General features: G+C 40.4%; 16 protein-coding genes and 2 pseudogenes. 14 read left to right on the top strand and 4 right to left on the bottom strand.

Annotated elements, in window-relative coordinates:
• The first annotated feature begins 86 nt into the window (after positions 1-86).
• Positions 87-1,391, top strand: a complete 1,305-nt coding sequence (locus VEJY3_RS09645; protein WP_014232277.1) for an SIR2 family protein — start codon at positions 87-89, stop codon at positions 1,389-1,391.
• A gap of 1,232 nt (positions 1,392-2,623) precedes the next feature.
• Here the strand turns inward: VEJY3_RS09645 and VEJY3_RS09640 are convergent.
• Positions 2,624-3,478, bottom strand: a complete 855-nt coding sequence (locus VEJY3_RS09640) for a YafY family protein (RefSeq protein WP_014232275.1) — start codon at positions 3,476-3,478, stop codon at positions 2,624-2,626.
• Positions 3,479-3,594: 116 nt separating this feature from the next.
• On the opposite strand from VEJY3_RS09640, the gene VEJY3_RS09635 reads away from it, so the two are divergent.
• The 11 genes and pseudogenes from VEJY3_RS09635 to VEJY3_RS09590 all read left to right on the top strand — a co-directional run bounded on the left by VEJY3_RS09635 (position 3,595) and on the right by VEJY3_RS09590 (position 19,365).
• Entirely contained in the window at positions 3,595-7,167 is a 3,573-nt protein-coding gene (locus VEJY3_RS09635; RefSeq protein WP_014232274.1) for a hypothetical protein, read from the top strand.
• A complete protein-coding gene (locus VEJY3_RS09630) occupies positions 7,149-9,212 on the top strand; it encodes a hypothetical protein (RefSeq protein ID WP_014232273.1) in 2,064 nt (687 codons plus the stop codon). Before VEJY3_RS09635 ends, VEJY3_RS09630 begins: the two co-directional genes overlap by 19 nt.
• A 144-nt stretch (positions 9,213-9,356) precedes the next feature.
• Positions 9,357-9,533, top strand: a pseudogene (locus tag VEJY3_RS25985) (type I restriction-modification system subunit M N-terminal domain-containing protein); the annotation flags it as partial.
• A gap of 477 nt (positions 9,534-10,010) precedes the next feature.
• Positions 10,011-10,787, top strand: a complete 777-nt coding sequence (locus tag VEJY3_RS09625) for an IS110 family transposase (protein WP_014232272.1) — start codon at positions 10,011-10,013, stop codon at positions 10,785-10,787.
• An 896-nt stretch (positions 10,788-11,683) separates the two neighbouring features.
• Positions 11,684-12,506: pseudogene (locus tag VEJY3_RS09620) on the top strand (IS5 family transposase).
• A 335-nt stretch (positions 12,507-12,841) separates the two neighbouring features.
• Positions 12,842-15,460, top strand: coding sequence for a hypothetical protein (locus tag VEJY3_RS09615; protein ID WP_014232269.1), 2,619 nt, complete (start codon positions 12,842-12,844; stop codon positions 15,458-15,460).
• A gap of 28 nt (positions 15,461-15,488) precedes the next feature.
• Positions 15,489-15,722, top strand: coding sequence for a hypothetical protein (locus tag VEJY3_RS09610; protein WP_014232268.1), 234 nt, complete (start codon positions 15,489-15,491; stop codon positions 15,720-15,722).
• A 386-nt stretch (positions 15,723-16,108) separates the two neighbouring features.
• Positions 16,109-16,441, top strand: coding sequence for a hypothetical protein (locus tag VEJY3_RS09605; RefSeq protein WP_014232267.1), 333 nt, complete (start codon positions 16,109-16,111; stop codon positions 16,439-16,441).
• A 56-nt stretch (positions 16,442-16,497) separates the two neighbouring features.
• Positions 16,498-16,758, top strand: coding sequence for a hypothetical protein (locus VEJY3_RS09600; RefSeq protein ID WP_041170353.1), 261 nt, complete (start codon positions 16,498-16,500; stop codon positions 16,756-16,758).
• 227 nt (positions 16,759-16,985) lie between these two features.
• The gene (locus VEJY3_RS09595; RefSeq protein ID WP_014232265.1) at positions 16,986-17,426 is read left to right on the top strand and encodes a hypothetical protein; all 441 of its coding nucleotides are present in this window, start codon (positions 16,986-16,988) and stop codon (positions 17,424-17,426) included.
• A gap of 409 nt (positions 17,427-17,835) precedes the next feature.
• The gene (locus VEJY3_RS09590; protein WP_014232264.1) at positions 17,836-19,365 is read left to right on the top strand and encodes a DUF4041 domain-containing protein; all 1,530 of its coding nucleotides are present in this window, start codon (positions 17,836-17,838) and stop codon (positions 19,363-19,365) included.
• A gap of 246 nt (positions 19,366-19,611) precedes the next feature.
• On the opposite strand, the gene VEJY3_RS09585 is transcribed toward VEJY3_RS09590, so the two are convergent.
• Complete coding sequence (locus tag VEJY3_RS09585) at positions 19,612-20,691, bottom strand: LacI family DNA-binding transcriptional regulator (RefSeq protein WP_041170351.1); 1,080 nt, start codon at positions 20,689-20,691, stop codon at positions 19,612-19,614.
• A gap of 248 nt (positions 20,692-20,939) precedes the next feature.
• Between VEJY3_RS09585 and VEJY3_RS09580 the strand changes: the two genes are divergently transcribed.
• Positions 20,940-23,042 (top strand): alpha-galactosidase, encoded by a 2,103-nt coding sequence (locus VEJY3_RS09580; protein WP_014232262.1) that lies wholly within the window; start codon positions 20,940-20,942, stop codon positions 23,040-23,042.
• Positions 23,043-23,157: 115 nt separating this feature from the next.
• Positions 23,158-24,927, top strand: a complete 1,770-nt coding sequence (locus tag VEJY3_RS09575) for a solute:sodium symporter family transporter (protein ID WP_014232261.1) — start codon at positions 23,158-23,160, stop codon at positions 24,925-24,927.
• A 365-nt stretch (positions 24,928-25,292) separates the two neighbouring features.
• On the opposite strand, the gene VEJY3_RS09570 is transcribed toward VEJY3_RS09575, so the two are convergent.
• A complete protein-coding gene (locus VEJY3_RS09570; RefSeq protein WP_014232260.1) occupies positions 25,293-25,547 on the bottom strand; it encodes a helix-turn-helix domain-containing protein in 255 nt (84 codons plus the stop codon).
• Positions 25,548-25,664: 117 nt separating this feature from the next.
• Complete coding sequence (locus VEJY3_RS25980) at positions 25,665-25,943, bottom strand: hypothetical protein (protein ID WP_014232259.1); 279 nt, start codon at positions 25,941-25,943, stop codon at positions 25,665-25,667.
• Between the last annotated feature and the right edge of the window lie 54 nt (positions 25,944-25,997).

Here is a 25,997-nt window from a genome sequence, read left to right as displayed (position 1 = left end):
GTTTTGTGTTTAAGGTGGTAAGGTTTAGGTTCAGTGGTGGCGTTGCTCACTACTTAACGCGGCGTTAGAAAACTATAGGAAGTACAGTGGAACCATATTTTGAATTAGCATTTGCTTTAGAATCGAAATCATTAAGCTTTTTTGTAGGTACTGGGTTTTCTATGTACCTTACTGATGGGGCAGCTCCGAGTTGGCTGAGCCTCTTGAAAGATTGTGCTAAACAAATTGATGGCGGTGATGAGTTAATTGAACAGCTATTTCCTGATAATAAGCCGATTATGCCTTTAGAAGAGTGTGCAAGCATTATACAAGCTAAGATGCACACTAAAGGACTTTGCTTGCATGCAGAGATCGCTAAGGTCATTGATACTATCAAAATTTCAAATTTTGATAAGCCTGCAATAGAGTTTATAAAAAATAATGATGGCTTGAAATTTATGACAACAAATTATGATTTGTTGTTAGAAAAACAAGTTTTAGATGGACTTCCTGTTACATCATATGCAATAGGTTATCCTATTCATAGACAGCCAAAAGGAACGCAGGTTTATCATGTTCATGGTTCAGTTAAGTATCCTAAAAAAATGATAGTAACAGCAGATGATTACTATCGTTTTATCAATAGACCCGATTATTTTTCACATAAAGTTGAAACACTATTTGAAGAAAATACAGTAGTAATAATTGGGTATTCATTGGGTGATATTAACTTTAAATCAATATTGAACAAGTTACGTAGCAATCGTCAACACGACATAAATAGACAACACTTATTTTATTTGTCGAGAAGTGTTGTAGATCAACATATCAAAGATTACTACGACCGTTCATATGGTTTAAGGGTAATAGATGGTGTTGAAGTCGATGAGTTCTTTACGGCACTATCTGAAAAACACAGTGAGATTAGTCCGCGAGTTGATAAATACGAATCACTGTTACTACCGGTATTGGAGAAAAAGAAAAAATTTACTGATGCTTACCTTAAGAAAAGCGACTCGTTTTTTGAAATTCTTGCGCTTTTATCATCGAACGGAATCATTGTCTCACACCAGAGTGTGATGGAAGTTTTACTTGATGTACTTGAGAGAAAGCGAGGATTCACGACAGAATCAGGAGCATGGGAGCAATACGTTCACTTAGCAAAATGGCTTATTCACCTTGGTTCTATCATGGATATATCAGGTACTCCACTTGAGGAGACATACTTAAAAGCTGTAGAACGTTCTTTCAATAATATGTCTAAAAAACGAACTCTAGGTTTGTCGTGGCATGCGTTTAAGGCTTGGAAAAATCATTGGTGTGATTTGACCTATGATAATCGTGTTATGGTCTACAACTATATGATTAAAAAGGGTGTAAACTCTGACGGCAGTGAAGTAATCGAACAATAGTTTCTAACAAAGCGTTTAAGGCAGATTCCCAACGCATGGCATTTTTCATTCCATCGTTGGGTTTTGTGTTTACGGTGATATGGTTAGGTTTCGTGGTGGCGTTGCTCACTACTTAACGCGGCGTTAGTACTGGATTGGCATCAATGGTAAAATTTTCGGAGTTTATCAGTTTCTTTTCCTTGCTTACACCTGGTCAAATGTGCCTTTCACGTTCTTTCCGGTGGCACTGTATGAGTTGTGTTCGCGTTGATTTCACCGTTTACGGTTTCTAACTTTCGGGCTATTTCTCTGGTGCGGGTTCTTTGGTGTGGTTGGTTTTATGAGTCAGAAATGCTTTTCACTGGCGCAGTTGTTTAATCCTGAAGCCCGTATCCTTTGCTAATTTGAAAGCGGTGAAAATAGGTTAGTTAAGCAAGTTTTTCTTCTAGCCAATTTGCGTTTTGAGGTTGAGCTGTAGTTTGGCAGTTGCCCCTTTAGCTTCAGCGTTTTAAGCCAGAAGTTTCGTGCGATATTTCAATATCTTGGTGTATGCCAAAGGCTTTAAGGGCAGCGTACTAACAAACAATTCAAGAGGGATTCGTAACGCGTGGCATTTTTACTATGCGTTAATTTTAGTGATTAAGGCACCGTGCGGTGGCATCGGTGTTGCGTTACTCACCCCTTAATTGGGCGTTAGTTGCCAACGAGGAAAACGCAGCTAAAGCAGAATGTTTAGGGTTAATGTCCTTGTGTTTTTGGTTAGGTTTTCGCATTTCAATTTCTAGTTATTTGGGTTTGTGAAAATCGTGCTTTGGTTCCTTGTGCGGTTTGGGTTTTCTGTTTCAGAAGCCGATTAGTTTGTTGAAAGTCTGCTCTGTTGCATAGTCGTTCCAAAGGTTTATTTTGTGTTCAAAGTCCGTTTTCTACGGCGTTGTAAATTCCAAGTGGTTTCAGTGACAGGCGCTTTGAAACTGCGCCTGATTTGAGTTTTACAAAATACGTAAAGGTCGTGTTGGCAAAGTGCTCATAAACTTCAAATTAAAGCCTTGGATCTGGCAACTAACAAACTGTTCAAGAGGGATTTTTAATTTCCACCTAAGTTTTTGTTTCTTAACGCTTTATGTTTCTTTTGCCACTCGTTGGGGGACATTTAGGGGAACTGCAAAAAATAACTTTAAAATGAGATCTGAATCACGTGTTGTGTCAATAAGTTCGCTCTATTTGTTATCTGAATACAGATAAATTTTTCTTTATCATAGGTAATTTGTTAGCTCAGATAAATTACCTAATACAATTTGTTGACCTTGAGGATTAGACTTCTGCGTGTGTATATCGATGCTATAAGCATCTAGAACATACCGTATTAATGATGCATTTGTAGCGATGCTAAGAACGCCGTCACTCATGGCATAGTCTTTTTCAATTACCTTTTTCTGTTGCTCGTTCAAACGCGGGTCAGGCACAATATCAACATTCACTTTAGTGCTCCAAAGCTTGTCAGCGTGTTTGTCGTAAGTGGCTTGATCGTTAATATCCGGTATCCCATGAATACGGCTTAGCACAAAGTCGCGAAAGCCACCAGCATGTTCACAATAAGCGCGAACATGCCAGCGTAGTGGGGTACAAACTAAGTTATGAGGGGAAATTATGCGCCCCGAGCACTCACCATCTTTTAACGATGTGTAGCAAATGTCGACACGTTGTTTCTCTCGTATCGCCTGTACCAAAGGACGTAATACTTGTGGTGAAATGTTGCGTGTGACTGGGCGTACCATGGTTGTGTTTTCAAAGCCCATATTGAGATCAGCAAATGTTACTGTCATGTCTTCATTACGAGAAAGAATGTGCAGATACTCATCCGCATGACCACTTGTTAACTTGGGAACAAAGCTATCGCTCGGCTTGTAGCCTTTAAGCTGTTTGTCGTAAATCAGGTTGCCAGGTGCTATATCAACTAAGTAAGTATTGATGTCTTTGGAGGCTTGCTGCCGACCAATGCCAAAGCTCTGTATTAAGTGGTTGGTATTTAATCTTCCTTCCCACAAAGCAACAATTTCAATCATTCGGTATCGAAACAGTAGATCCCATCGAATTGGCCATTTAGTCATTTTAGATTCCTGTCTAGTTATTCGACATGTTTATGTATTCAGTATTTACCTGTCGCTAATGACGTCATACTATGGTCTGGTTAATAAAACATCAAGGCCTGCGGGGGTAATGTTGTATGAACGTGTCGATAGAAGAGTTTACTCATTTTGATTTTCAGCTCGTTCCCGATCCATCGCCGCTTGATCTTGTCATTACTGAATCACTCGAAAATTACACTAAACTTAATGGCGCTAAATCTGGTGCTTTGCTTCCATTACCGTTTCAGACCGGAATCGGGAAAACATACACGGCATTAAACTTTTTGCTCCAGCAGATGCTCGTTCAAGTGCAAAATGAATTACAGGAAGAAAAGAGCGGTAGTAGATCCAAGCGTTTACTCTATTACGTTACAGATTCAGTAGATAACGTCGTAAGTGCGAAAGCAGAATTGTTGAAGTTAATTGAGGAACAAACAGTCAAGGGTGAGCCTCGCTTCACTTTAGAACAACAAGACTACCTTAAAGCACAAATAGTCCACCTACCTAACCAGTCAGAGCAGTTGTTGCAATGTTCTGATGCTGTCTTGAATCAAGTATTAGTTGGATTTGACTTGAACGCCGAGCGCGATGTTAAAGCAGAATGGAGCGCTATATCGGGCCTAAGGCATCATGCGAGCAAGCCAGAAGTTAAAGTTTCTTTAAGTCGTCAAGCCGGTTACTTTTACCGCAATTTAGTTGCCCGCTTGCAAAAGAAACAAAAAGGGGCCGATAGAATCTCGCTGAATGGCTCGTTACTGACCTCTGTTGAAGCACTTCTGCCGGGAGAAAAAATCCGCAATGGAAGCGCTCATGTTGTTTTCTTAACGACGAGCAAGTTTCTGAAAGGCTTCCACAATACCCGCTCGCGCTACAGTCCATTACGCGATTTAAGTGGTGCGGTGCTTATCATTGATGAAATTGACAAGCAAAATCAAGTCATCCTTTCCGAACTGTGTAAACAACAAGCGCAGGACTTAATTTGGGCTATAAGAACTCTGAGAGCAAACTTTCGAGATCACCAACTTGAGAGTTCGCCTCGCTACGACAAGATTGAAGACCTGTTTGAACCACTGCGTGAGCGACTCGAAGAGTTTGGCACCAAGTGGAACCTAGCGTTTGCGTTTAATACGGAAGGACCTAACTTGAATGAACGACCTGTTCGGTTGTTTTCAGATAGAAGCTTCACGCATGTAAGCAGTGCCACTCATAAGCTGTCATTAAAATCAGATCTATTGAGGCAGAAAAATCTCATATTTAGTGATGAGAAAGTGGAAGGTTCTCTCATTGAAAAAAATGGGCTTTTAACCCGCTTTGTCAATGAAGCGGATGTTATATACCAGTGGTTTCTTGGCACTATGCGTAAAGCCGTATTTCAGTACTGGGAGAACGTTCGTAGCCTTGAAATTGAAGGGCGCGAAAATAGAAGCCTAGAAGGAACGTTTCAAGAAGCCGTTCAATCCCTGCTGACTCACTTTAACCTACAAGAATTTGAGTCTGCTGTTTACGAGTCTTTTGATACTAGGGGGCTGCGGCAATCAGCAGGTGGACAAGCGAGCAAGTTGAGTTCTAGCAAGAGCTACCATCATACCGGAATGAAACTTGTTGAAGTCGCCCATAATCAGGGGACTCGCGATACCGTAAATTGTAAAGCGTCATTCTTAAATCTTTCACCATCGGGTGTCTTGGCGGATATGGTTGATGCCGGAGCTGTTATTCTCGGTATAAGTGCAACAGCGAGAGCTGATACCGTAATACATAACTTTGATTTTAAGTACTTGAATGAGCGTTTAGGTAAAAAGCTTTTGTCTTTGTCGAGAGAGCAAAAGCAGCGGGTAAATGATTATTATCATAGTAAGCGCAACTATAAAGATAATGGTGTGGTTTTAAAGGTTAAGTATCTTAATAGTCGAGATGCGTTTCTTGATACTTTGTTAGAAGAATATAAGCCGGAGGCTCGCTCAAGCCACTTTACCCTAAATCACCATCTGGGTATTGTTGAGTCAGAGCAGGCATTTGTTCGGAGCTGGCTGTCTAAGCTCTTAGCGAGTATTAAAGCGTTTATGTCAGTTCCTGATAATCGTTATATGCTGTCGCTGTTAAACCGTACTCTTGATACAACACGTCAGGATATTAATGAATTCATCCAGTTTTGCTGTGATAAATGGGCGATAGAATTTAATGTTCCAACCAAGACATATTTTGGCGTGAACGCTGATTGGATGAGGTTAGTTGGCTATGATGAAATTTCCAATCACCTAAACACAGAATCAGGGAAAGTCGTTGTGTTCAGTACATATGCTTCAATGGGTGCTGGTAAAAACCCTGATTATGCAGTCAATTTAGCGTTGGAAGGTGGAAGCCTAATATCCGTTGCCGATGTCACTTATAGCACCCAGCAGCGAAGCGATATAGACAGTATATATCTTGAAAAACCTACTCAGCTAATGTTGTCAGATGATTATTCGCATACTGCTAACCAGCTTTGTCAGTTTCACCAAATCTTATCTTTGCAAGAGAACGGAGAGTTGTCGCCGAAAAGTGCTGAAAGCTGGTGTCGTCAGCAACTTATGGGCATGAGCAGAGAGCGCTCTTTACAACAATATTACCAAACAAGTGACTACCAAAGCGCGGTAAGGAAATACATTGAACAAGCGGTAGGAAGAGCCGGGAGAACGTCTTTGAAACGAAAACAAATTCTCTTGTTTGCTGATTCCGGTTTGAAGGAAATTCTGGCGGAAGAGAGTAGAGAGCCAAGCTTGTTTTCGCACGAATATGTTGCTTTGGTTGATAAAGCGCAATCAGCGAACAAGGCGAAAGTTGAGGATCGAGCTATTCGTCGTTTGTTTAATCTTGCTCAACGAAACAACAAAGACGGTATGCGGTCAATCAAAGCACTAGTTCGTCGTCTACATAATCAACCTGCATCTGATAATGATATTCAAGAGTGGCAAGACATTAGAACTCAGTTACTTCGCTATCCGACGATCGTCTCTCAACCGGAGCGATTTAATCGATTGTACTTACAGTCTATGACCAACGGTTACTACCGTTATCTGGGTAACTTAGATGGTGATCCGAATGCCTTCGAGTTCTTTGATAGAGTGCCTACTGGCGATATGGTTTCTGAGGAAGCATGCAACCTAGCTACGTTAGTTCAGAACCAATATGTGAGGCCGTGGTTTGAACACAAAGGTTTTGCCTGTTCGTGGCAAAAAGAAGCGTATGTGATGACGCCAGTTATGTTTACCAACATTTATAAGGGAGCATTGGGCGAGCAAGCGGTAGAGGCGGTGCTAACAGCATTCGATTTTATCTTTGAAGAAGTTCCACATTCTATTTACGAGCGATTTGATAATAGAGTCAAATTTGCAGGGGTTGAGCAACCGATCTGGCTAGACAGCAAATACTGGAAGCATGAAGGTAATGAAATCAGCGAAGATTACAGTTCGAAAATTTCATTGGTAGAAGAAGAGTTTGGACCTTCGAAGTTTATTTACGTGAATGCGTTAGGGGATACCTCAAAGTCGATTAGATATTTGGACTCGTGCTTCGTAGAAACCTCACCACAGTTAGCTAAAGTTATTGAAATTCCTGCACTAATTAATGATAGCAATGCCGATACCAACCTAACCGCAGTACAGGAGTTGATAAAATGGTTACACAACAGCTAGAGCCTTCCTCACACGGTCCTTTATCAACCTTAGTGGAACAAATATCCATTGACACTGATTGGGTTGATAGAAGCTTCGCAATTTACTGTGTCAGTTATAAAGGAATAGACTTCTCAGAACGACCTAAGCGTTTAGTAACATTAGCGTCTGAAATCTATAAGTCAGGAAGTGTTTATTGCTTAGTCAAAGGTGCCAATAAAGAAGCGTGTTATTGGGTGCTGTTACCAAAGGACGCCAAATTAGACCTCAAAGACACGTCTTTGGCTATCAAACCAGTTAACGCTGCCGAGCTACCTACATGGCAATTGGCCCGTTTACTGATTAAAGCGATACCAAAAGTATTGAGTGGCGCTACGCCAGAGATAAAGCGCTTTGAAAGTGAAGGTTTATATTATCTAGTCAAAAGCAAAAAGTTACCGAAAGGTCACTCAGGCTATGAATTAACGACCGTGGAAATCGATTTAGCGCCATGTGCAGCGCTTGGATTCAAACAAACACTGTCAATGAGTGCCAAAACGTTTTCTCCTTTGTCTTGGTTTACGTTAGAGAACGGAGAGATACAGAAAAAGGCAAAGTTTGCTACACGTTATCAACTTGATGATGTGGGGATGTTGGTTAGCAAATCCATAAAGGGAGACTACATCAAGAAGCCGCTTTACTCTAATGCGAAAAATCGAATTCAGGCGATTGATATAACCAAAGAATCTTATAGTGGTTTTCAACTATCTAAGGTCGGTATTCTTGAGCAGTTCATGCAAGATCTTAAGCAAGCTTATGGCGATTCAGTTTCAGTGAAGTTGCAGCGGATTCCCGGAGAAAAGCACAGGTTTGTTTCAGATACGATTGTCAAAAATCACTATGTAGGGCTGTTTGATACGTTGAAAGAGCATCGTTTGGTGATCTGTGATTTAACCAAAAACAAAGATACTGATGCTGCACTAACCTTGCTTCATGGTATCGAGCATCTTGATATAGACGCAGAAATAGCTGAAGTTCCGATTCGTGGGGCACTGAATATCCTAATTGTTGGCAATAAAGACACCTATAAGTCTGCTGAAGAAGACCCGTATCAGGGTTATCGTAGAAAGTACCAAAACACAGTTTTCCAGTCGTGTTACCCAGAGCGCTTATGGAACCGTCAAGGCCAGCCAAACCGACACGTGGTGGAAGTGCTGTTAAAAGAACTGCTTATCAAGCTAGAAGTCCATACAAGAAAGCATTTGATTGAGTACCCAAGCGGGCCTGAAGGATGTATATATTACATGCCTCAGCGACCGAAAAGCGAGTCTTCAGAGGTCCGAGATGGGCCGTGGCCAGTGTATGCGTCTAAGTTAGTTGGTGGTGAATGGCAATATACACAAGCGACTCAAGAGGAACTTGAAGATATTGAACTCGATTTAGGTAATGATAAATGGCAAGTATTTCAAGGATTTCAACGTCCCCCTTTTATTTATTGGCCGGAGACGGGGGACTATGCCATTTTTATTGATACTGGTATTCAAATGCTGCCGGAATTTGAAGCTGTTGCAGAGCGGTTACGTGAACTTAAAGAAGGGCGATCACAAGATGTCCCGGTTGCATTGTTGACTCAGTTCATTGAAGAAAACCCAGAGAGTAAAGTTGTAACCAAATTGGGAGCGATATTGTCAGAGTGGGATGACACAGCCCCTCTAACGTTTGATGAGTTTTCGACAATCGCATACAAAAGCAGTGATGAAAAACAATTTTATGATTGGTTGCGTGAACAAGGATTCTTTTTTAAAACATCGATGAGAGGGCAAAGTGAGGGATTCTTTAATGCATCTTTAGGTTTCTTCTATAATCGAGAGCAGGGGATGTACTTTGCTGGTGGTAAAGGCAGTCCACAGAGCAAGATCGAAACTTTTAGTCATTTATACCTGATAAAACATTCGTTTGATGCACTACCTGAAGAGGTAGAGAACTTGTTTGACGTTTATCATTTAAGACATCGTCTACCAACCGTAACGCCTTATCCATTTAAGCATTTACGTGAGCATATTGAGATGCAGTGTTTTAAATCTTGATATGTAGACCAAACCACGGAGCTAGTAGCGAGCAGAAACGCATGTTTTATTCGCTACTAGTGCCAAAAGTCAATAAAATCCTGTCCACTTATCCCTATTATTATTGTTTGAACTTCAAGCAACTATCGCTTTGGGACGAAAATTATGGACTACTCAGTACATAACAAACTCATTTCATTTATTTGGTCAATTACCGACGACTGTCTTCGTAATATTTATGTTCGTGTTTAATACTGCGGCGTTATCTTACCTATGGTGGTGCTGCGCCGTCTGGATACGCTTTTAGAGCCATCAAAAGAAGCGGTATTGGAAGAGGTTCGAACAGTGACTCGGTTCCGCTTCCATAGAAGTTAATTCATATTTTACTAAATTAAAAAGATAACTCGAATTGCCCTTATTCCGTGCTGGCAACTAGGAAGGAATCCTTCGCAGTTGCTTAAATCACCTTCGGCCTTTGTTGAGTAGACGACATCTGTTACCAAGTGTCGTCCCTCTAAGGTGTATGGACTCCCTCTCTCCAAGGAGCTACGGTTGAAGTTGATCAAAACCTAACCAAGAGTCCATACAATGCAGAAATATAACGTTATAGCGATTGATTTGGCAAAAATGTCTTTCAGGCTTGTAAATTAAGCCCACAGGGAAAAGTTATATACAATCGAGAAATAAACAGAACGAAGCTCAAAGAACTTCTAATTAAAGAGAAGCTTTCATTAGTGGTAATGGAATCGTGTTCTAGTGCTCATTATTGGGCGAGATATGCTAAAGCCGCTGGTCATCAAGTCAAAGTGATCAATACTCGTGCGGTTAAGGGATTTCAAACAAAAAACAGATAAGAACGATGCTCTTGCAATTGACACCGCAGCATCTCTTGAGCATATCCATAGCGTTCGAGTTCAATCTGTGGATGATCAAGCAATGCAAGGAATGGAACGAGGCAGAAATTTAGCTCTCACTCACCAGATAGCTCAAAGTAATCATATTCGTGGATTACTGCCAGAATTGGGGGGCATTCTACCCCGAGGGTTAACTTCGTTAAGAGAAGGGATTCCATTTGTTCTTGAAGATGCGGAAAATGGATTACCTGATCAGTTCAGAGCCGTGCTTCTTCGGTTGTGGGAACATTTGCTTATTCAGATAGAACATCTGGATGATCTGACTAAACAGCTAGAGATGGAAATTAAAGACAATGATGTCTGTCAGAAGCTAATAAAACTTGAAGGAATTGGTCCTATAGGGACTTTAGGTCTTGCTCTGCGATTAGGGAAAGGCGAGAACTTCTCAAATGGGAGAAGTGCATCAGCCAGCATAGGCTTAACACCAAAGCAGCATAGCTCTGGCGGTAAAGAACGTATTGGGCATATATCAAAGAAAAGTGCCGACATGCGATTACGTTCAACTCTTTTTCAAGGAGCGCTTTCGGTCATTAGCATGGTAGTGAATCGCCCAGCTAGAACAAATAAAGAACAATGGTTAAAAGCATTAATAGAGAGACGTGGGAAGAAAGTTACTGCGATTGCGTTAGCAAATAAAACCGTACGAACAGCTTACGCTCTTTTAAAGAATGATTCAGCGTAACGGCTAGATAAATTAGCTTGATATACCGAGCATAATCAACACAGAGCTATGGTAAAACATGTAAGACCGACCAATAGAAGCTAGTTGGGTTCTAAGGCACAATGAAGCCGTTCCTAAGAAAACTTAGCCTATTGGTGCGACTACATTTTAGGATGAGGTAGCTCCTCAAGAAAGCCCGTATATAAGAGCGCATCTATACTTATTTTTATTTTTTGTTGATTTGCCGAAGGAGGCCATATAAAAAACCAGCGTGCAACTTTCATCGCACTAGGCTCAATCCTTCACGAAGGCGCCGATTGGCACCCAGCAATTTATAAAGCAGCAGAATCAGGTTCATTCCAAGAGTAACGGCATTGCCCAGGGCTACCACATGAGTAGATTTTTTTGTAAACGGTAAGTGTTATCTTTGTAGGATTTCCTGTCGTGGTTAAGGAAGTGTAAAAAGTAACATTAATTCAACTCATGCGTTCGCCCTGCACCGGTATGTGTTCCCATCCCACCTTTTTCTAGTGTTTTTAAGTTGTTCTAAAAAGTGTAAGTGTGGAAGTGCTCTCAGTCCTTGTGCTGTAAGGCTTCAGGTGCGACAGGAAAAATATTATTTCATATAGAAAAAAGAGAAAAAGTTGTCGCACCCAAAAGAGGAGTGAATAGAAGTGTTAACTGTAAAGCAGTTAACTTTTCCTATTCTGTTTGTTCTCTTTGTCTTGAGTAACTAATCATAAATAGTTCATATTTATTTTTAATGAGTTTAGGAAATGGCTTTTATCCATTTTTAAGCATTAATTTGCCTTTAAGCCTTGTAATGTAATGACTGAGGGGCTTTGATGCGTAAATCGATGAAACTAAACCAACAGCTTACGACCTGATCGGCTACATTCATTCAAGTCTGTAGTTTCATGCCAAAACCACTTTACAAAATAAGCAACTGGAAACAATACAACCAATCTCTGATCAACCGTGACCTTCTGATGTTGTGGATTGACGAAGAAGCGATAAGTTCGAGGAAGCAAGAGAAACAGAACAAGTCAGTGATTTAGCCATCGCAACCGCTTTCATGGTAAAGTGTATTTTTTCAATGCCACTTCACGCTTCACAAGGATTTATTGATTCCGTTTTTCGACTTGCTCTGGTTCCACTGTGTTCCCCATACTACAGCTGTATCAGCCGCCGAGCCAAAGAGGTTGATGTGAGTTTTAAAACGAAAACCAAAGGACCGCAGCACCTCGCTATCGATGCTAAAGGTCTCAAGGTTTATGGTGAGGGCGAGTAGGAGGTCAAAAAACATGGCACCGATGGCAAACGCAGAGTGTGGCGCAAGTTACATATTGTAGTGGATACAAGTAGTCACGAAATTATTGCCGCCGAACTGAGTTTGTCAACGGTCACTGATGCAGAAGTATTGCCACGCGGCAATCCGTATTAAGCGAGTCGTTGCTCTTATCCCTCCAAGAGAGGAAGCGGCATTCTGGGAACGAGGCCATCCAAGAAACTTAGCGGTTGGTTGTCAAAAGTTATACGGTTCGAACAAGCATTGGAAAGAGCGATGGCTATCACAAACGCTCGCTATCTGAAACAGCGATGTATCGCGTGAAGCAGTTACTTGGAGGACGATTAAGCCTACGAAATTACAACGCACAAGTTGGTGAAACCTACTCAATGGTCAAAGTGTTGAATAAGCTTACTGGGCTTGGTATGCCTAAAACTTGTCGTGTTGGTTGATGCTCACCTGAAATAGGACGATTCAGCTTCAAAAGTGAATTACGCAACATAGCTCATTTCTTTACGTGAATAAAAACAAAAGAAAAAACACAGATAATGGCAAGCAAACATGCAAAGCATTTTGCACTTAATATAACAAACTAATGCTAGATATAAATATATAAAAAACTAATGCTAGATATAAATATATTAAAAGCTTTGAGGAAAATAATATTACCCACATGGTTTTCACTAAATATAAAAAATCAAATAGTATTATAACCTTGTTGTAATGCGAACTTTGTTCGTGCTAAATTATAAAAATAAAGATAATTATAAATATACAAAGGCTTAATATGTACATTCCATTAAAAAATAATGATGATACTATCGTTACTATTATAGTGACAGATAATGCAAATCAAGATGCTGTAGACAGCATTATAAAAAACACAAATCACAAGCTGGTCAGTACAAGCTCAGAGTGCTTATCATCAACAGTAGCTACGATGAAATCAGCCAAGTTAAAGGTAGCTTTAGTTGCTTTTGATTTTTCAATGATGAATGTGCAAAGTGTTGTTGAAACATGTATGTATAATAAAGTTGAGATCAAAGATGTAAACAGCAACAGGATTATAAAAAGAAAAGAAGATGGTATTTTATCTGATGTTCATCTTCTTGCAGATTTCTACGATGAATTCTCAACTGACAAAAACCTTAGCATTCTTGCTAATGCTGTTCGTTCTCTAGTTCCTGTTCATGCTTCAGTTGATGAAGCAATATCTATGCTTTCTTCCATTGCTGATGTTCCATTACAAATCGCAGAAAAAAAACTTAATGCATCAATTTCTACGATTCGCAATGTGGTTAACTCAACAACAAATCTTAACTACTCAACCAAGCTTTCTTCAAAAGAAGAGATGTACGTGAAGGTGTTCAATCGTGCGAATGAACGCGTTGATACTATCGAGTTAATCAAAGCCCAGACTGGTGCTAACAAAACCACTTACGCACAAAAGCTGTGTCGGCTCGCGTACAACAAACAAGTGAAGAGCTGTTCTATAACAACACTAAGAAGTGTTGCTGAACAGTACGCACCTAAAAAAGCTAAGACAGTAGTCGCTCACAGCGAAAAGAGCATCTCTGCATTCGAACAAGCTGATCACTTTAGCTGTACTATGCACTCTCTTCTAAAAGACCATGTTTTCGAATTCGTTAAAAATTGCGGCTACTTCATCTTTGACGAGTGTGAGAAAAACATTCAAGCGCTATTTGAAGAAAGTAATAGTGCTGAAGTTGAGTTTTTGAACCAGAAGCAAAAAGAAACTATTCGTACGCGCTTAAGTGAACTTTTCGAAAAGAAGCAAGCCAGAGTCGTTGCGATGGACGCAGATGCTAGCGATGCCATTTCGCTTCGTTTTCTCAGATCATTTGGTAAAAAGGTCAACGCTTACGATTTAAACTACAGTGAGCCGACTCCTCCTTCGCATGCAAAAACAAGCAAAGGTTCTGAATCTGCATTACAACTTGTAGAACGGGCAAGACCGTTCATTAAGTCAGCAGGCACTTGTCAGCAAAATCCATATTCATCAATCACAACACAAATCGATGACATTGACATGATGGAAGCACGTCTAATTGAGAAAAAGCTAATTGATGATAACGAAAACATGTTTATTGCTTCAGATAATAAAAGGGAAGCCATCAACATGTTGAAAGATTCTGGGTACGTAAAGAAATCTGGTTTCGTTGATGAAAAGGCGGCGCTAAAAGCGAGAATTCTTTTAGTTCATGCTGACAACAAGGGGCAGCCTGAGCAGAAGGCATTTCTTAAAAATCCAAGCGCTGAAATTGTGAAATACAAAACAGTGATCGTAACCCCGTGTGTTCGCGAAGGATTCAACATAACTGCTAACTACTGCAACACTGTTATCGTTCTATGTCATGGGATCTTGCTTCCGATGCCCCTGGTACAAATAAGCAGAAGACTACGCACAGCAACCAACATCATTTTTGCTCTTGATACAGGCAGAAAACCGTCGTTCGGATTTTCGAATTATTTAGAAGATGCAGTAACACTTGAAGAAAGGCTAGAGTCTGAGTTTGCGAAAAGAAGAGATGTATTGCTAAGTGATTTAGCTTTATCTCTTACGCTAACTCTAGAAAACCTCGGCTTTAATCATCAAGCTCCAACTCGTTACAGCGAAGATGAAAAAGCACTGATTAAGAAAGAGCAGAACTCTGTTAAAAAAGCTAACAAGAAGTTCATGCAAGAAGCAATTGCTAGTGCTGAATGTATTGACAGTGAAGCAACTAAGAGATTAGAGCAAAGCACATGTAAATCTGAAGAAACTACTATGTCAGTAGAAAAGAAAAAGGTTGCTGACAAGCTAGCTATTGATGTCAAAGATGTAGATGTCAAAGCAGTTAAGTTCGCTGAGAAATTCAAGAAAGACCATGCAGTTAAAGTTGCTGAAATCATTGCTGACAAGGTTACTGTCAAAGCGAAGCATGATGTTAAACAAACTGTAAAGCAAAAGAATATCGCAGAAGCAATGCAAATCTTTATAGATGCATTGAAGGGCAATATCATTGATGTTGAAGGTAATGAAATCGAACTAGATTTAACGACAGAGTTTGTAATCGCTGATGCAGTTGAAGTGTACAGCTATCTTCATGCTAACAAAGCTAAGTTCAATAAAGCATTTTCTCAGAAAGACAAGATGCGAATCACTGAATCAAAAGTAAAAGCTAATGATAAAGCCACTGCTGAAAAGCGCTTGAGAGCTTTGCTTAAAGCGCTCGGTATAGACAGCCCTCGCTTTGGAAGTACTAACAATAAGCGTTACAAGCACTGTTTACATCCACTTGCAGTACCTTCTCTGAAAGCGCTGGGTTTGCTTGAGAAAGAACAGTCAAGCGAGTTCAAAAGTCTTGAGCAATACGAAGAAGTACTAGTAGATCTATATAAATAAAATAATAATAAAAATAGGAATTAATAAAATGAGAAAAGTAAACGAACTAATGAAAACTCCCCTGTTGACGGGGGAGGATGTATCAAAAATAATGATCGATGAGGGCATGGTTTATCGTGACAGAGCATCTACAACAATGCTCAGCAAGTTGCTCTATTGTACTCCGCGCAACGCGCAGAAAATAATTAGACATGGTTTTAAAGACAGCGGAACTCAAGCTTTATTCTATCTGCAAATGAAAATAGCATGTTCGGATAAATAATTCTCAAAATAACCTTACAATGTCTTGGTTTTACTATATAATCATAGACAAGCAATTAAGTTTTCTTGTTTATAGTTATCTTATCAACCCCAGTAACAACTGGGGTCTTTTTCTGACCTGACCTTATCACTACTCGTCGGGGAATTTTTTATCTTAAATAAATTATCTATTTTAGTTGCATGAGTTTAAGTGAATTAAAAAATGATGATTGACATCAAATCGCCACTTCCCCCTTTTTGTCTTCTTAGTGCATTATTTTAAGTAAAATAAAAACAATCATTAAAAATGCGATATATTATAATTTTCTATTTGAAATTATAATATAATCATATAGTGAGGGAGAATGCTTAAACACCAAAAATTAATAATGAAAATGGGAAATAAAAATGAAAAATTTCAAAGAAACAGAAATCAAAGTTGAAAGCGAAAAAGAACTACTTCTATCTCTTATGTCTAAAGCTGTTGCTGCTCAAAGAGAAAAGCTTCTGCCAAGCGAGTGGGATGTCGATTTCATGGAAGGAGAAAGCGGTTCCGTCAGAAAATTCTTCGAACAGTTAGTGTTTGGTGACGAAGATGTATGTGAGCTAGTTCTAAACGAGTTCATCGATATTCACGAGTTGGACGAGAAGTTTGAACTAACTGATTGCAGCTTCATCGACAAAGCAAGAGACATGCAGCATGATTTGATTAATGAACGGGTCGGGTGCTACTGTTCATAACCCTCCAAGAAGCCCCTCACAGGGGCTTTAATAAAAGAATAATAATAAGGCACAACATGCAACACACTCACGAAGCAATTGAATTTTCAGACAAGTGTCTGTTCAAAGAAAGACATGGATACAACAACTCAGTCATCAACCCTGTCAGCAGTATGATGAAACTGACTGGACTGTCTAGGAACACTGTTCAGCAAGCATTTGCGGGTAAGAAATGCAGTAAACTACAAGTTAAAGTTCTCGAACTTCTTGAAATCATCGTTACTGATGACCAGAAAAAAATTAGAGAGCTTCGAGATATAGCAAGAAAAAACCAGTAACACAAAACTTAAGCCAAAATCCCCATCGGGGCTTTTTCGTTTTCTCGAATTTTATAATCATCAAAGCAGGCAATCTGACAAAATCTTTATTTTATGTATAAGTTAAAATAAAAGCACAAATTAAATTAAAATAATATATTTTATTTGGTTGCTTATATTTAAGATTACAAAATAAACTCTTATAATATAAAATGAATAAATAAAATAATAACAAAAAGGTTTAGGTTATGGTTTACGAAGCAATAGATTTACTTTACAAACAACAAGTTGAATTACAAGCGCAACAGCAAGCTCAGCTAGATAGAATTGAAGTATTAACTAATACTTTTGACGACAAGTTTAAAGTAGAGATGGACGTTGGAAAAGTTCATGTATGGGGCGGTTCGAACAGAAATATAGATATAAAAGTGAGGTCATTAAAGACGGGTGAAATATTAGCTGTTGCTTCTGTGAATGCAGTGAGAGATGACTATAGAGAGCCATTTAGCTGTCCTAAAAATACTGACAGATTACTGATGGGTGGTTTAAGCAGACACGCACCAAAAATCATGCATGATTTTAATGAGTACATGAAAGAGAAAAATATGAACATAGCTTTTAAAAAGTACCTGCTCAACAAAACTGATGAGTACTTGGCAAAGAAGCACAATGAAAAATTCATGCGCTAATAAAAATAAGAAGTGAGAAAGCACTCAAACTTAAAGCTATAATAAAAAGAGAATTTAAAACATGGAAAAACTAATTGAATTTTTAATAGACAGAAAACTAGTAATTCATGAGTTACTAAATTAGAAAAATGGCTAAACTCAGGTTTGTCTAGAGGCTTTCTGATGGGGCATGAAACACGAAAATGCCCCAGTTTCAGTTAGAGTAGGAATTCATTCAACTCCTGCTCATCTGGCTTTTCCATACAAATATTAATAGAAAGCCTAGAAGCATGTTGGCACATGAAGTCAGGATGATTGACTCACATTTTCCGCACACAAATATTTCTATTGTGACATTTGCTTGGTTACACGAGAGTAGATATTAGTTATCTTATCAGTTTCATATTTAATGAGACGGTAGGGGCGGTAAATGGAACAAATTTCACTAACTTACATGCTAATAGGAGCTATAGTAATCTTGCTTGTTGTCGGGCTTTTTTGGGTAAGAAAGTCTTCAAAGCTGAGTCAGAAACTGGCAGTTACAGAAACTCAATTATCAGAGGCAGCAACAACAATCGATGAGTATAAAGAAAAATACTCTCAGATATTTGATATTGAAGCTGAGTGCGAACAAATCAAGGATCAGCTGAAAATTGACAAGAATGAGATAGAAGAAAAAGCGCGTCAAGCCTTACGCGAAATCGAATCCAAGAGAGACGAGGCAATTACGAAACGTCAATCTGTTGAAGAGCAGATCAGTGAACTTCAGGTCGACTACAAAAGTAAGAAAATAACTTATGACTCTTTAACTAAGCAAATCGCCATATTCAGCGAAGATATTGAGCTTATCGAACTCGGATTCTATGAGCCAAAATTCGATTTTGATGCATCTGAAACATTCAAAGAAGAGATCAAGAAATGCAAAGAGTGCCAGAAAACCTTGTTGAGAGAGAAGTCTTCCAGTGGAGCGATACACTGCTACCGTGAATGGACTGTCGACGGTTCTCGAAGCGAAGGCAAGAGAATGACCAACAAGAGTATTCGTCTCACCGCAAGAGCCTTCAATAACGAATGTGAGGCCGCTATTGCCAACTGTACGTGGAAAAACGTTACAAAGATGGAAGAACGTATAAAGAAAGCGTTCGCCGCAATCAATCAGCTAAATGAACCGAATGCTATATCTATTACAGAGCGTTATCTCAAAGAAAAGTTAAAAGAACTCCAATTGACTTACGAATATCGTGAAAAGAAACAACGCGAGAAAGAAGAACAGGCGGAAATCAAAGCACAAATGCGTGAAGAAGCAAGAATAGAGGCAGAGATAAAAAAAGCAGAAGCGGAGGCTATAAAAGAAGAAAAACGTTATCACAAAGCTTTGGATGCTGCGAGAAAAGAGCTTGAAAAAGCTAGCGACGAAATGAAATCAGAACTAGAAAAACAGATTGCACAGTTACAGGCAAACTTAGAGGAAGCAGAGCGCAAGCACCAACGCGCTCAATCAATGGCGGAGCAAACTAAGCAAGGTCATGTTTATGTTATTTCTAACATTGGATCGTTTGGGGAAAATGTCTACAAGATAGGCATGACCCGTCGATTAGAACCAATGGATAGAGTGAAAGAGCTTGGAGATGCTTCAGTACCGTTTACCTTTGATGTACATGCAATGATTCATACTGATGATGCTCCAACTCTAGAGAAGAAGCTTCACGATAAGTTTGATACTCACCGATTGAATATGATTAATCGCCGTAAAGAGTTTTTCAGTGTCTCGCTGGAAGAGATCAAACATGCGGTAAGTGACTTTACCGATCAGTCTGTGGAGTTCATTGAAACAGCGATTGCACAGGACTATTACGAAACACAAGCGATGAACAAACAGCGCCTAGCAAGAGAAGGAAAGTTAGAAGGAGAAGAGTTATCGTCTTCCAGTGTTCTCCCCAAATTTGCTGATGTCTTGTAGAGCGCCTTATAGATTTTACTGAAAGGGGTATACAGTAATTTGAAATGTCCCACTTGGTGACAGCATCTTCAATCTGGCACGATTATGCCCCATTGTTACTTAGAGTAAATACTCATTCATCATACGTTAATGCTTTTTCGCAATAAATTTTCTCATTAAAGTGATCTATTATTGGGCTTAACTGTTGTCAATCCTATATATTAAGAATATACGCTTATTGCGATCTAGGTAGCCTTTCACGTTATTCTAATCATCAAGTAATGATTCGACTTTTCTTAGTAGTTGTTTGATTTTTAGCTTGTTATTTTGATCCATTCTTTTACTCTCAGTACTACTACGACGAACGATAAGCTCAACAGGGATATTTATCTGCCTTAATCGCTGATTATTAGGAGAATGTTGATCTTTTAGGTTGATAGCCTCAATGACGGCTTGTTTGCCAATTGCGGTGAAGTCCTGCTTCACCGTCGTAAGGGGAGGAGTAAAATAAGCACTATCAGTAATGCCATCAAATCCAACAACGGCAACTTGATCAGGAACATCTAGCTGTAATTCATCAAGTGCTCGTAATGCGCCTAGCGCCATCTGGTCACTCGCAACTATCACTGCATCAAACGCAACTTGTTTACCAATTGCCTCTCTTACCGCTAGATAACCGCTGCTCGCCATCCAGTCACCTTGATACTGATAACTTACCACTTTGTTTGCGGCATTTATTTCATGTAGCCAAGTATTGAGTCTGATATTTGAAGCGCTAGACTCCTGAGGTCCGGTAATGAGTAAGAATTGTTCGCGTCCACTCTGGACTAAATGTTTTACTACTTCTGCTGATCCGTGCCTATGCTCGCAGTGAACATAATGAACCGAAGTACCTTCTGGTACGTCAATAAATACTAAATGTAAACTCGGAAATTGCTCGACCAGGAGTTCTGCTTCTTCAGCTGTCAGTGGAACATTAAGAATAATGCAATCAACCTGCTGAGCAATAAGCTCACGCATTGACGTTTGTACATGATTCAGTCCAGATCCTGCAACAACAGAAAATGCCGTCCCGAGACTTAACTCGTTAGCTTTTCTTCTTACACCATTGGCAATAAGTGCGGCACCATGGAGAGCCATATCAAGCGTGATAAGGCCAATATTGGTTGACTTAGCACGGCTTAACATTTGCGCACCCTTGTTCGGTACGTAACCCAGCTGTTTAATCGCTTGGTTTACTTTTGCGCGTGTTTTTTCTGCGACATTATCAGATCCGTTGGTGACACGAGAAACGGTTTGAGTTGATACGCCTGCAAGTTTGGCGACATCTTTAAAAGTTACGTTCACAATCATATCCAGCCATTCAAAACTACTCGCAACATCATAATGAAGTTATCGCTGAGTATCTGTGCGGTTACTCAAAAATGTTTCCGAAAACACTAAATTGTGTTCTCGAAAACAGTAGATCTAAAACAAATTTTAGCGCATTAGAACTGTGTTTTGATCACATTTACTCGCCAGTTTTCTATTAAATTTGTACTTATAGAGCAATATAAGAGTCAAGTAATGTTTACGAAAACAATATTGGGCTTGCTATGAATAATTTTGTACATCTGCAAAGTAAGAAACACAGTTTAATCATTAAAACAGACAGAGTTCCGGAGCTCCTTCACTGGGGAGCAAAGATTGCACAGATTGATGAAGATCTCCTGCTGGCAACAGAACGTCCGATCTCACAAGCACGTTTAGATGTGGATGTGCCGTTGTCGCTTTGCCCTGAATTGGGTAGCGGTCACTTTAATGCGCCTGGCATTGAAGGACATCGTGATGGCTATGACTGGGCTCCGGTATTCAGACTCACTTCGACGCTAGTAAAAGACAATCAAGTGACATTCATGATGAGTGATGATGTTGCTAAGTTGGAACTTGTTGTTGAGTTGAAACTAGATTACGACACGGATGTTGTCCAAAAACGTGTCACAGTAAAAAATATCGGTGACAGAAAATATTATCTTGGGAAGTTGTCGTCAACATTACCGTTACCAAATCATGCAAATGAGTTAATGACTTTCCATGGCCGTTGGTGTCATGAGTTTCAAACGCAACGTCAGCGCTTTGAACACGGTGGATTCATGCAAGAAAACCGTCGTGGACGAACATCTCATGAGAATTTCCCTGGGTTATTTGTCGGTACGAATGGATTTAGTGAGCAGGTTGGTCAGGTGTGGGGATTCCACCTTGCCTGGAGTGGTAATCACCAAATGCGAGCGGACGTGCGTAGTGATGGACGTCGTTTTGTTCAAGCGGGCGAGCTTCTACTCTCCGGGGAATCAATTCTTGAAACGGGTAACGAGTATCAAACGCCTTGGCTGTATGGTTGTTACAGTAATTCCGGTTTGAATGGAATCTCACAACGTTTCCAGCAATTTGTCCGTAACAATATTGTTAAGTTTCCTGTAAAGAAACCACGCCCGGTCCATCTGAATACTTGGGAAGGCATCTACTTTGAGCACAAGCCAGAGTACATCATGCAAATGGCAACGGAAGCGGCTGAAATGGGTGTTGAACGCTTCATTATTGACGACGGTTGGTTTGTTGGGCGTGATGGTGAGCGCGCTGCTCTGGGGGATTGGTACTTAGACGAGCGCAAATACCCAAATGGTCTGGAGCCTGTGATTGAGCATGTTAACCAACAAGGTATGGAATTTGGGCTTTGGGTTGAGCCAGAAATGGTCAGCGAAGATTCTAACCTTTACCGTAATCACCCAGATTGGGTGCTCGGTCTTCAAGGTTATCATCAGCCATCTGGCCGCTGGCAGTATGTTTTGGATCTACAAAATGAAGATTGCTTTAACTACCTGTTTGAGCGTCTTAATGATCTTCTCACCCGATACAACATTACTTACCTGAAGTGGGATATGAACCGTGAACTTGTGCAGCCGGGTCATCAAGGTCGTCCTGCGGTACATGGTCAGACTCAAGCTCTGTACCGTTTAGTGGATGAGCTTAATAAGGCTCATCCGGAAGTAGAGATTGAGTCTTGTTCATCTGGTGGTGGTCGTATTGACTTTGAAATCCTCAAGCGCACACAGCGATTTTGGGCATCAGATTGTAATGATGCGCTGGAGCGTCAAGCTATTCAGAAGGGCATGGGCTACTTCTTCCCGCCAGAAGTAATGGGAGCGCACATTGGCCCTGCTGAGTGCCATTCAACAAATCGACGTCACGCTATCAATATGCGCGGTGTAACGGCTTTGAGTGGCCATATGGGCGTAGAACTCGATCCAGTAAAAGAGCCGAAAGCCGAAAAAGAAGCCTTTTCACGGTATATCGCTCTTCACAAGGAGTACCGTCATCTTCTTCACAGTGGCCGTAGCTTCCGAATCGATCCCGCGGATAAGAATCAGAACATCTATGGGGTCGAGAATGAAAACGAAATGCTCATCACGGTTTGTCAGTTGGCAATGCCAGATCACGCACTGCCTTCTCCTCTTCGTATCAGCTGCTCAGATGTGAATGCAAAGTATCTCGTCAAGCTGGTTGAGATGCCCCAAACCAGTTTCCAATTAATGAAGCAACGTCCTAAATGGTTGGACAAAACTCTAACGCTAGGTGGCGATAACTTGAAAGAAATTGGTTTGAACCTGCCAATTTTAGACCCTGAATCTGCACTGATTGTTCATTTACAAAAAATATAACAAGTGAACAGTAAAACTTAAAAACTATCGGGCAAGGGGGCTGTTACTGGCTAACCTGCACCTTTGCCCTGCGAAGCAATAACATTTAAAATCCGAATAGATTAAGGACAACATTATGCCAATGACAATCCTACTGTCGTTCTTTTTCTTCACAGGCTTTGTGGTGTTTTACACCTGGTCACGTGTGAAGAATCAGAAGAATGACTCAAAAGACGGCTTTTTCCTTGGAGGACGGAGCTTAACGGGTGGGCTTATCGCGAGCTCCCTGATTCTGACAAACCTTTCTGCAACGAGTTTTGTAGGGATGAGCGCCTTATCGTTCAAAGGAAATATGTCTGTGATGGGCTACGAAGTAGCGTCTGGTATTACACTGATCATCATCGCTCTGTTCCTTGTACCACGCTACCTGAAACAAGGCATCACGACGATTCCTGATTTTCTGGAGTCTCGTTATGACCTTTCTGTAAAGCAGTTTGTGACGGTGCTATTCCTATTAAGCTACATCATCAATCTACTACCAAATACCCTTTACGCTGGGGCAATGGTTATTGGCGGTATCTTCGATGTTGAAACAATGTTAGGCATCAATCGCTTCCAGGCTATCCTTCTTATTGCATCTATTATCGGTGTGCTGGGTTTGTTCTATGCAATCTACGGTGGTCTAAAAGCAGTAGTAATTGCAGACACATTAAACGGCGTGGGTCTAATTGTAGGTGGCTTGATGATCCCAATCTTTGGACTGATCGTGCTTGGTGACGGCAGTTTTATGGAAGGATTGGAAGTTATCACAACTAACGCGACAGACAAGCTCCAGGCAGTTGGCGCTGAAGATGATCCAAACGTACCTTTCTCAACCATGTTCACTGGTTTACTTCTCGTCAACCTTTACTACTGGGGGACTGACCAGGCCATCATTCAACGTGCGCTTGGGGCTAAGAACCTTAAAGAGGGCCAAAAAGGTGTGATCTTTGCGGGTGCAATCAAAGTTGTTACACCTTTGTTTTTAATCATTCCGGGTATCATCGCATTCCATATGTTTGGTACTGCGGACGCAGCGGGTCAGAGCTATGAAGCTGATACGATGTACACTCGCTTAGTTAACGAGGTGCTACCTAAACCACTCGTTGGCTTCTTCCTAGCGGCCATGTTTGGTGCCATCTTGTCTACCTTTAATGGTGTACTGAACTCATCTACAACATTATTTACGCTCAATGTTTACAAACCGTTGTTTGATAAAGAGAACAAGCTTTCTGACGAACAGTTAGTAAATAAAGGCCGAGTATTTGGTCTATTCATTGCAATCTTATCGGTTGGTATTGCGCCGTTTATTATGTTTGCGCCAAACGGACTGTTCGATCTGTTACAACGTCTAGCGGGCCTGTTCAGTGTGCCAATTTTCACTATCGTGTTCATGGGATATCTCACTAAGCGTGTGCCGGCAATCGCAGCCAAAGTTTCTCTTGCAGTATTTGTCGTGACTTACGGTATTGTCCAGTTTACTCCGGCAACAATGCACGACAGCCTAGGGCCACTAAAGCCATTGGCAGAGTTACACTTCTTCCATCAGTTAGCGGTACTGTTTGTTATCTGCTGTGCGATTATGTATATCATTGGTAAAATTCGTCCACGTGACACAGACTACGTTCTGCCAGTGAATGAAGCTATGGATATTAAACCTTGGGAGTTCCGCTTCGAAGCCTCTGCGGTAATTCTCTACATGGTACTTGGTGCATACATTACGTTCTCTGACCTGGGGTTGGTAGCCGGAGATACGTCGTTTATGGTGACGTATGCACTATGTGGCATTGTAATTCTGGGCGGAATTTTTGCTCGCATCAAAAAGAAGCAAGCTAAATTGGCGCAATTAGACCCGACACAAGTTTAATGTAGGTAAGTAAAGATTAATTATGTAATAAAAGAGTAGAGTTTAGCTCTTAAGCAACTCTGCTCTTTTTATTAAGTCATTTATGGCAGAGTTGTTTTAGTCTAATTTGGGGTTATTTAAGAATCAAAACACACTTTTCAAAATCAGTTGAAATGTATCTTATGCTAAAGAGCATATCCATCAACGCTGGGCATTAGATGCAAGATTTTGCAATACCTTTAGTAATCCGTATTTTGCTAATTTAGAATAACCACTGACTCATTTTTGTCCAGAGGTGTGCCAGCGCCGATCTCGGCAAACCAGCAGCACTCGATTTCGTTAAGCATGTGACTTCGGTGGATTCCCATGCGTGGGAATGACTTGACTCACCATTTCTCTTCGCCATCATCAACTTTCGAGTAGATGCTTTCGCCTTTCTGAACAATATGCATTTCAAGGTTTAGCGAAGATAAGATGCGAAATAGCGTCTGAATCCTTGTAGTTTCAGGATTAACCTCAAACTTAGAAATGGTGTCCTGTTTAAGACCAACGGGGTCGGCAACTTTTGCTTGCGACAGATTCTTGTGTTTTCTTTCGTCACGCAGATGTATTGCTAACTGCCTTGGTGATGTTATCAACATAACAATTCCTCGTATTTACCCTTTATGGAGGGTAAATACGGTTTTACCCTCGGTCAAGGGTAAAAGGCAACTTTAGCGTGTGAGAATAAGAAAACAGCCCCGATTGGGCTGTTGGTTCTAGTTTATGTTTGCTTCTGCTTTCGCTAAGTATGCAATTAGCTTTTGGGCATCTTCTCCTGCTTTTTTCGGTTTGGGCTTGTAATCGAAAGGCGTTAAAGTACTTGCGTGTGGTGTAAATCTTTTTATGCTCGATGCATCAGAGACTGATGAAATTGCTTTTCTTTTTCCTTTTATAGCTTGTAATTTGTTGCTATCGTCAGGGCTGAACACATAGTCATTGAACAAGACCGCTGGGAACTTGGCGGCATCTAGTCTCGTCTTTATTCTGTATAACACTTGATGTAGCTCTTGCGCTTCTTCAGTGCCATATTTGGCAATGAGGTGTTTTAT

The sequence above is a fragment of the Vibrio sp. EJY3 genome (assembly GCF_000241385.1).
GTDB classification, from domain to species: Bacteria; Pseudomonadota; Gammaproteobacteria; order Enterobacterales; family Vibrionaceae; genus Vibrio; species Vibrio natriegens.
The sequence above is the reverse complement of the archived record's forward strand: the minus strand, read 5'-3'. Positions and strand labels throughout refer to the sequence as shown.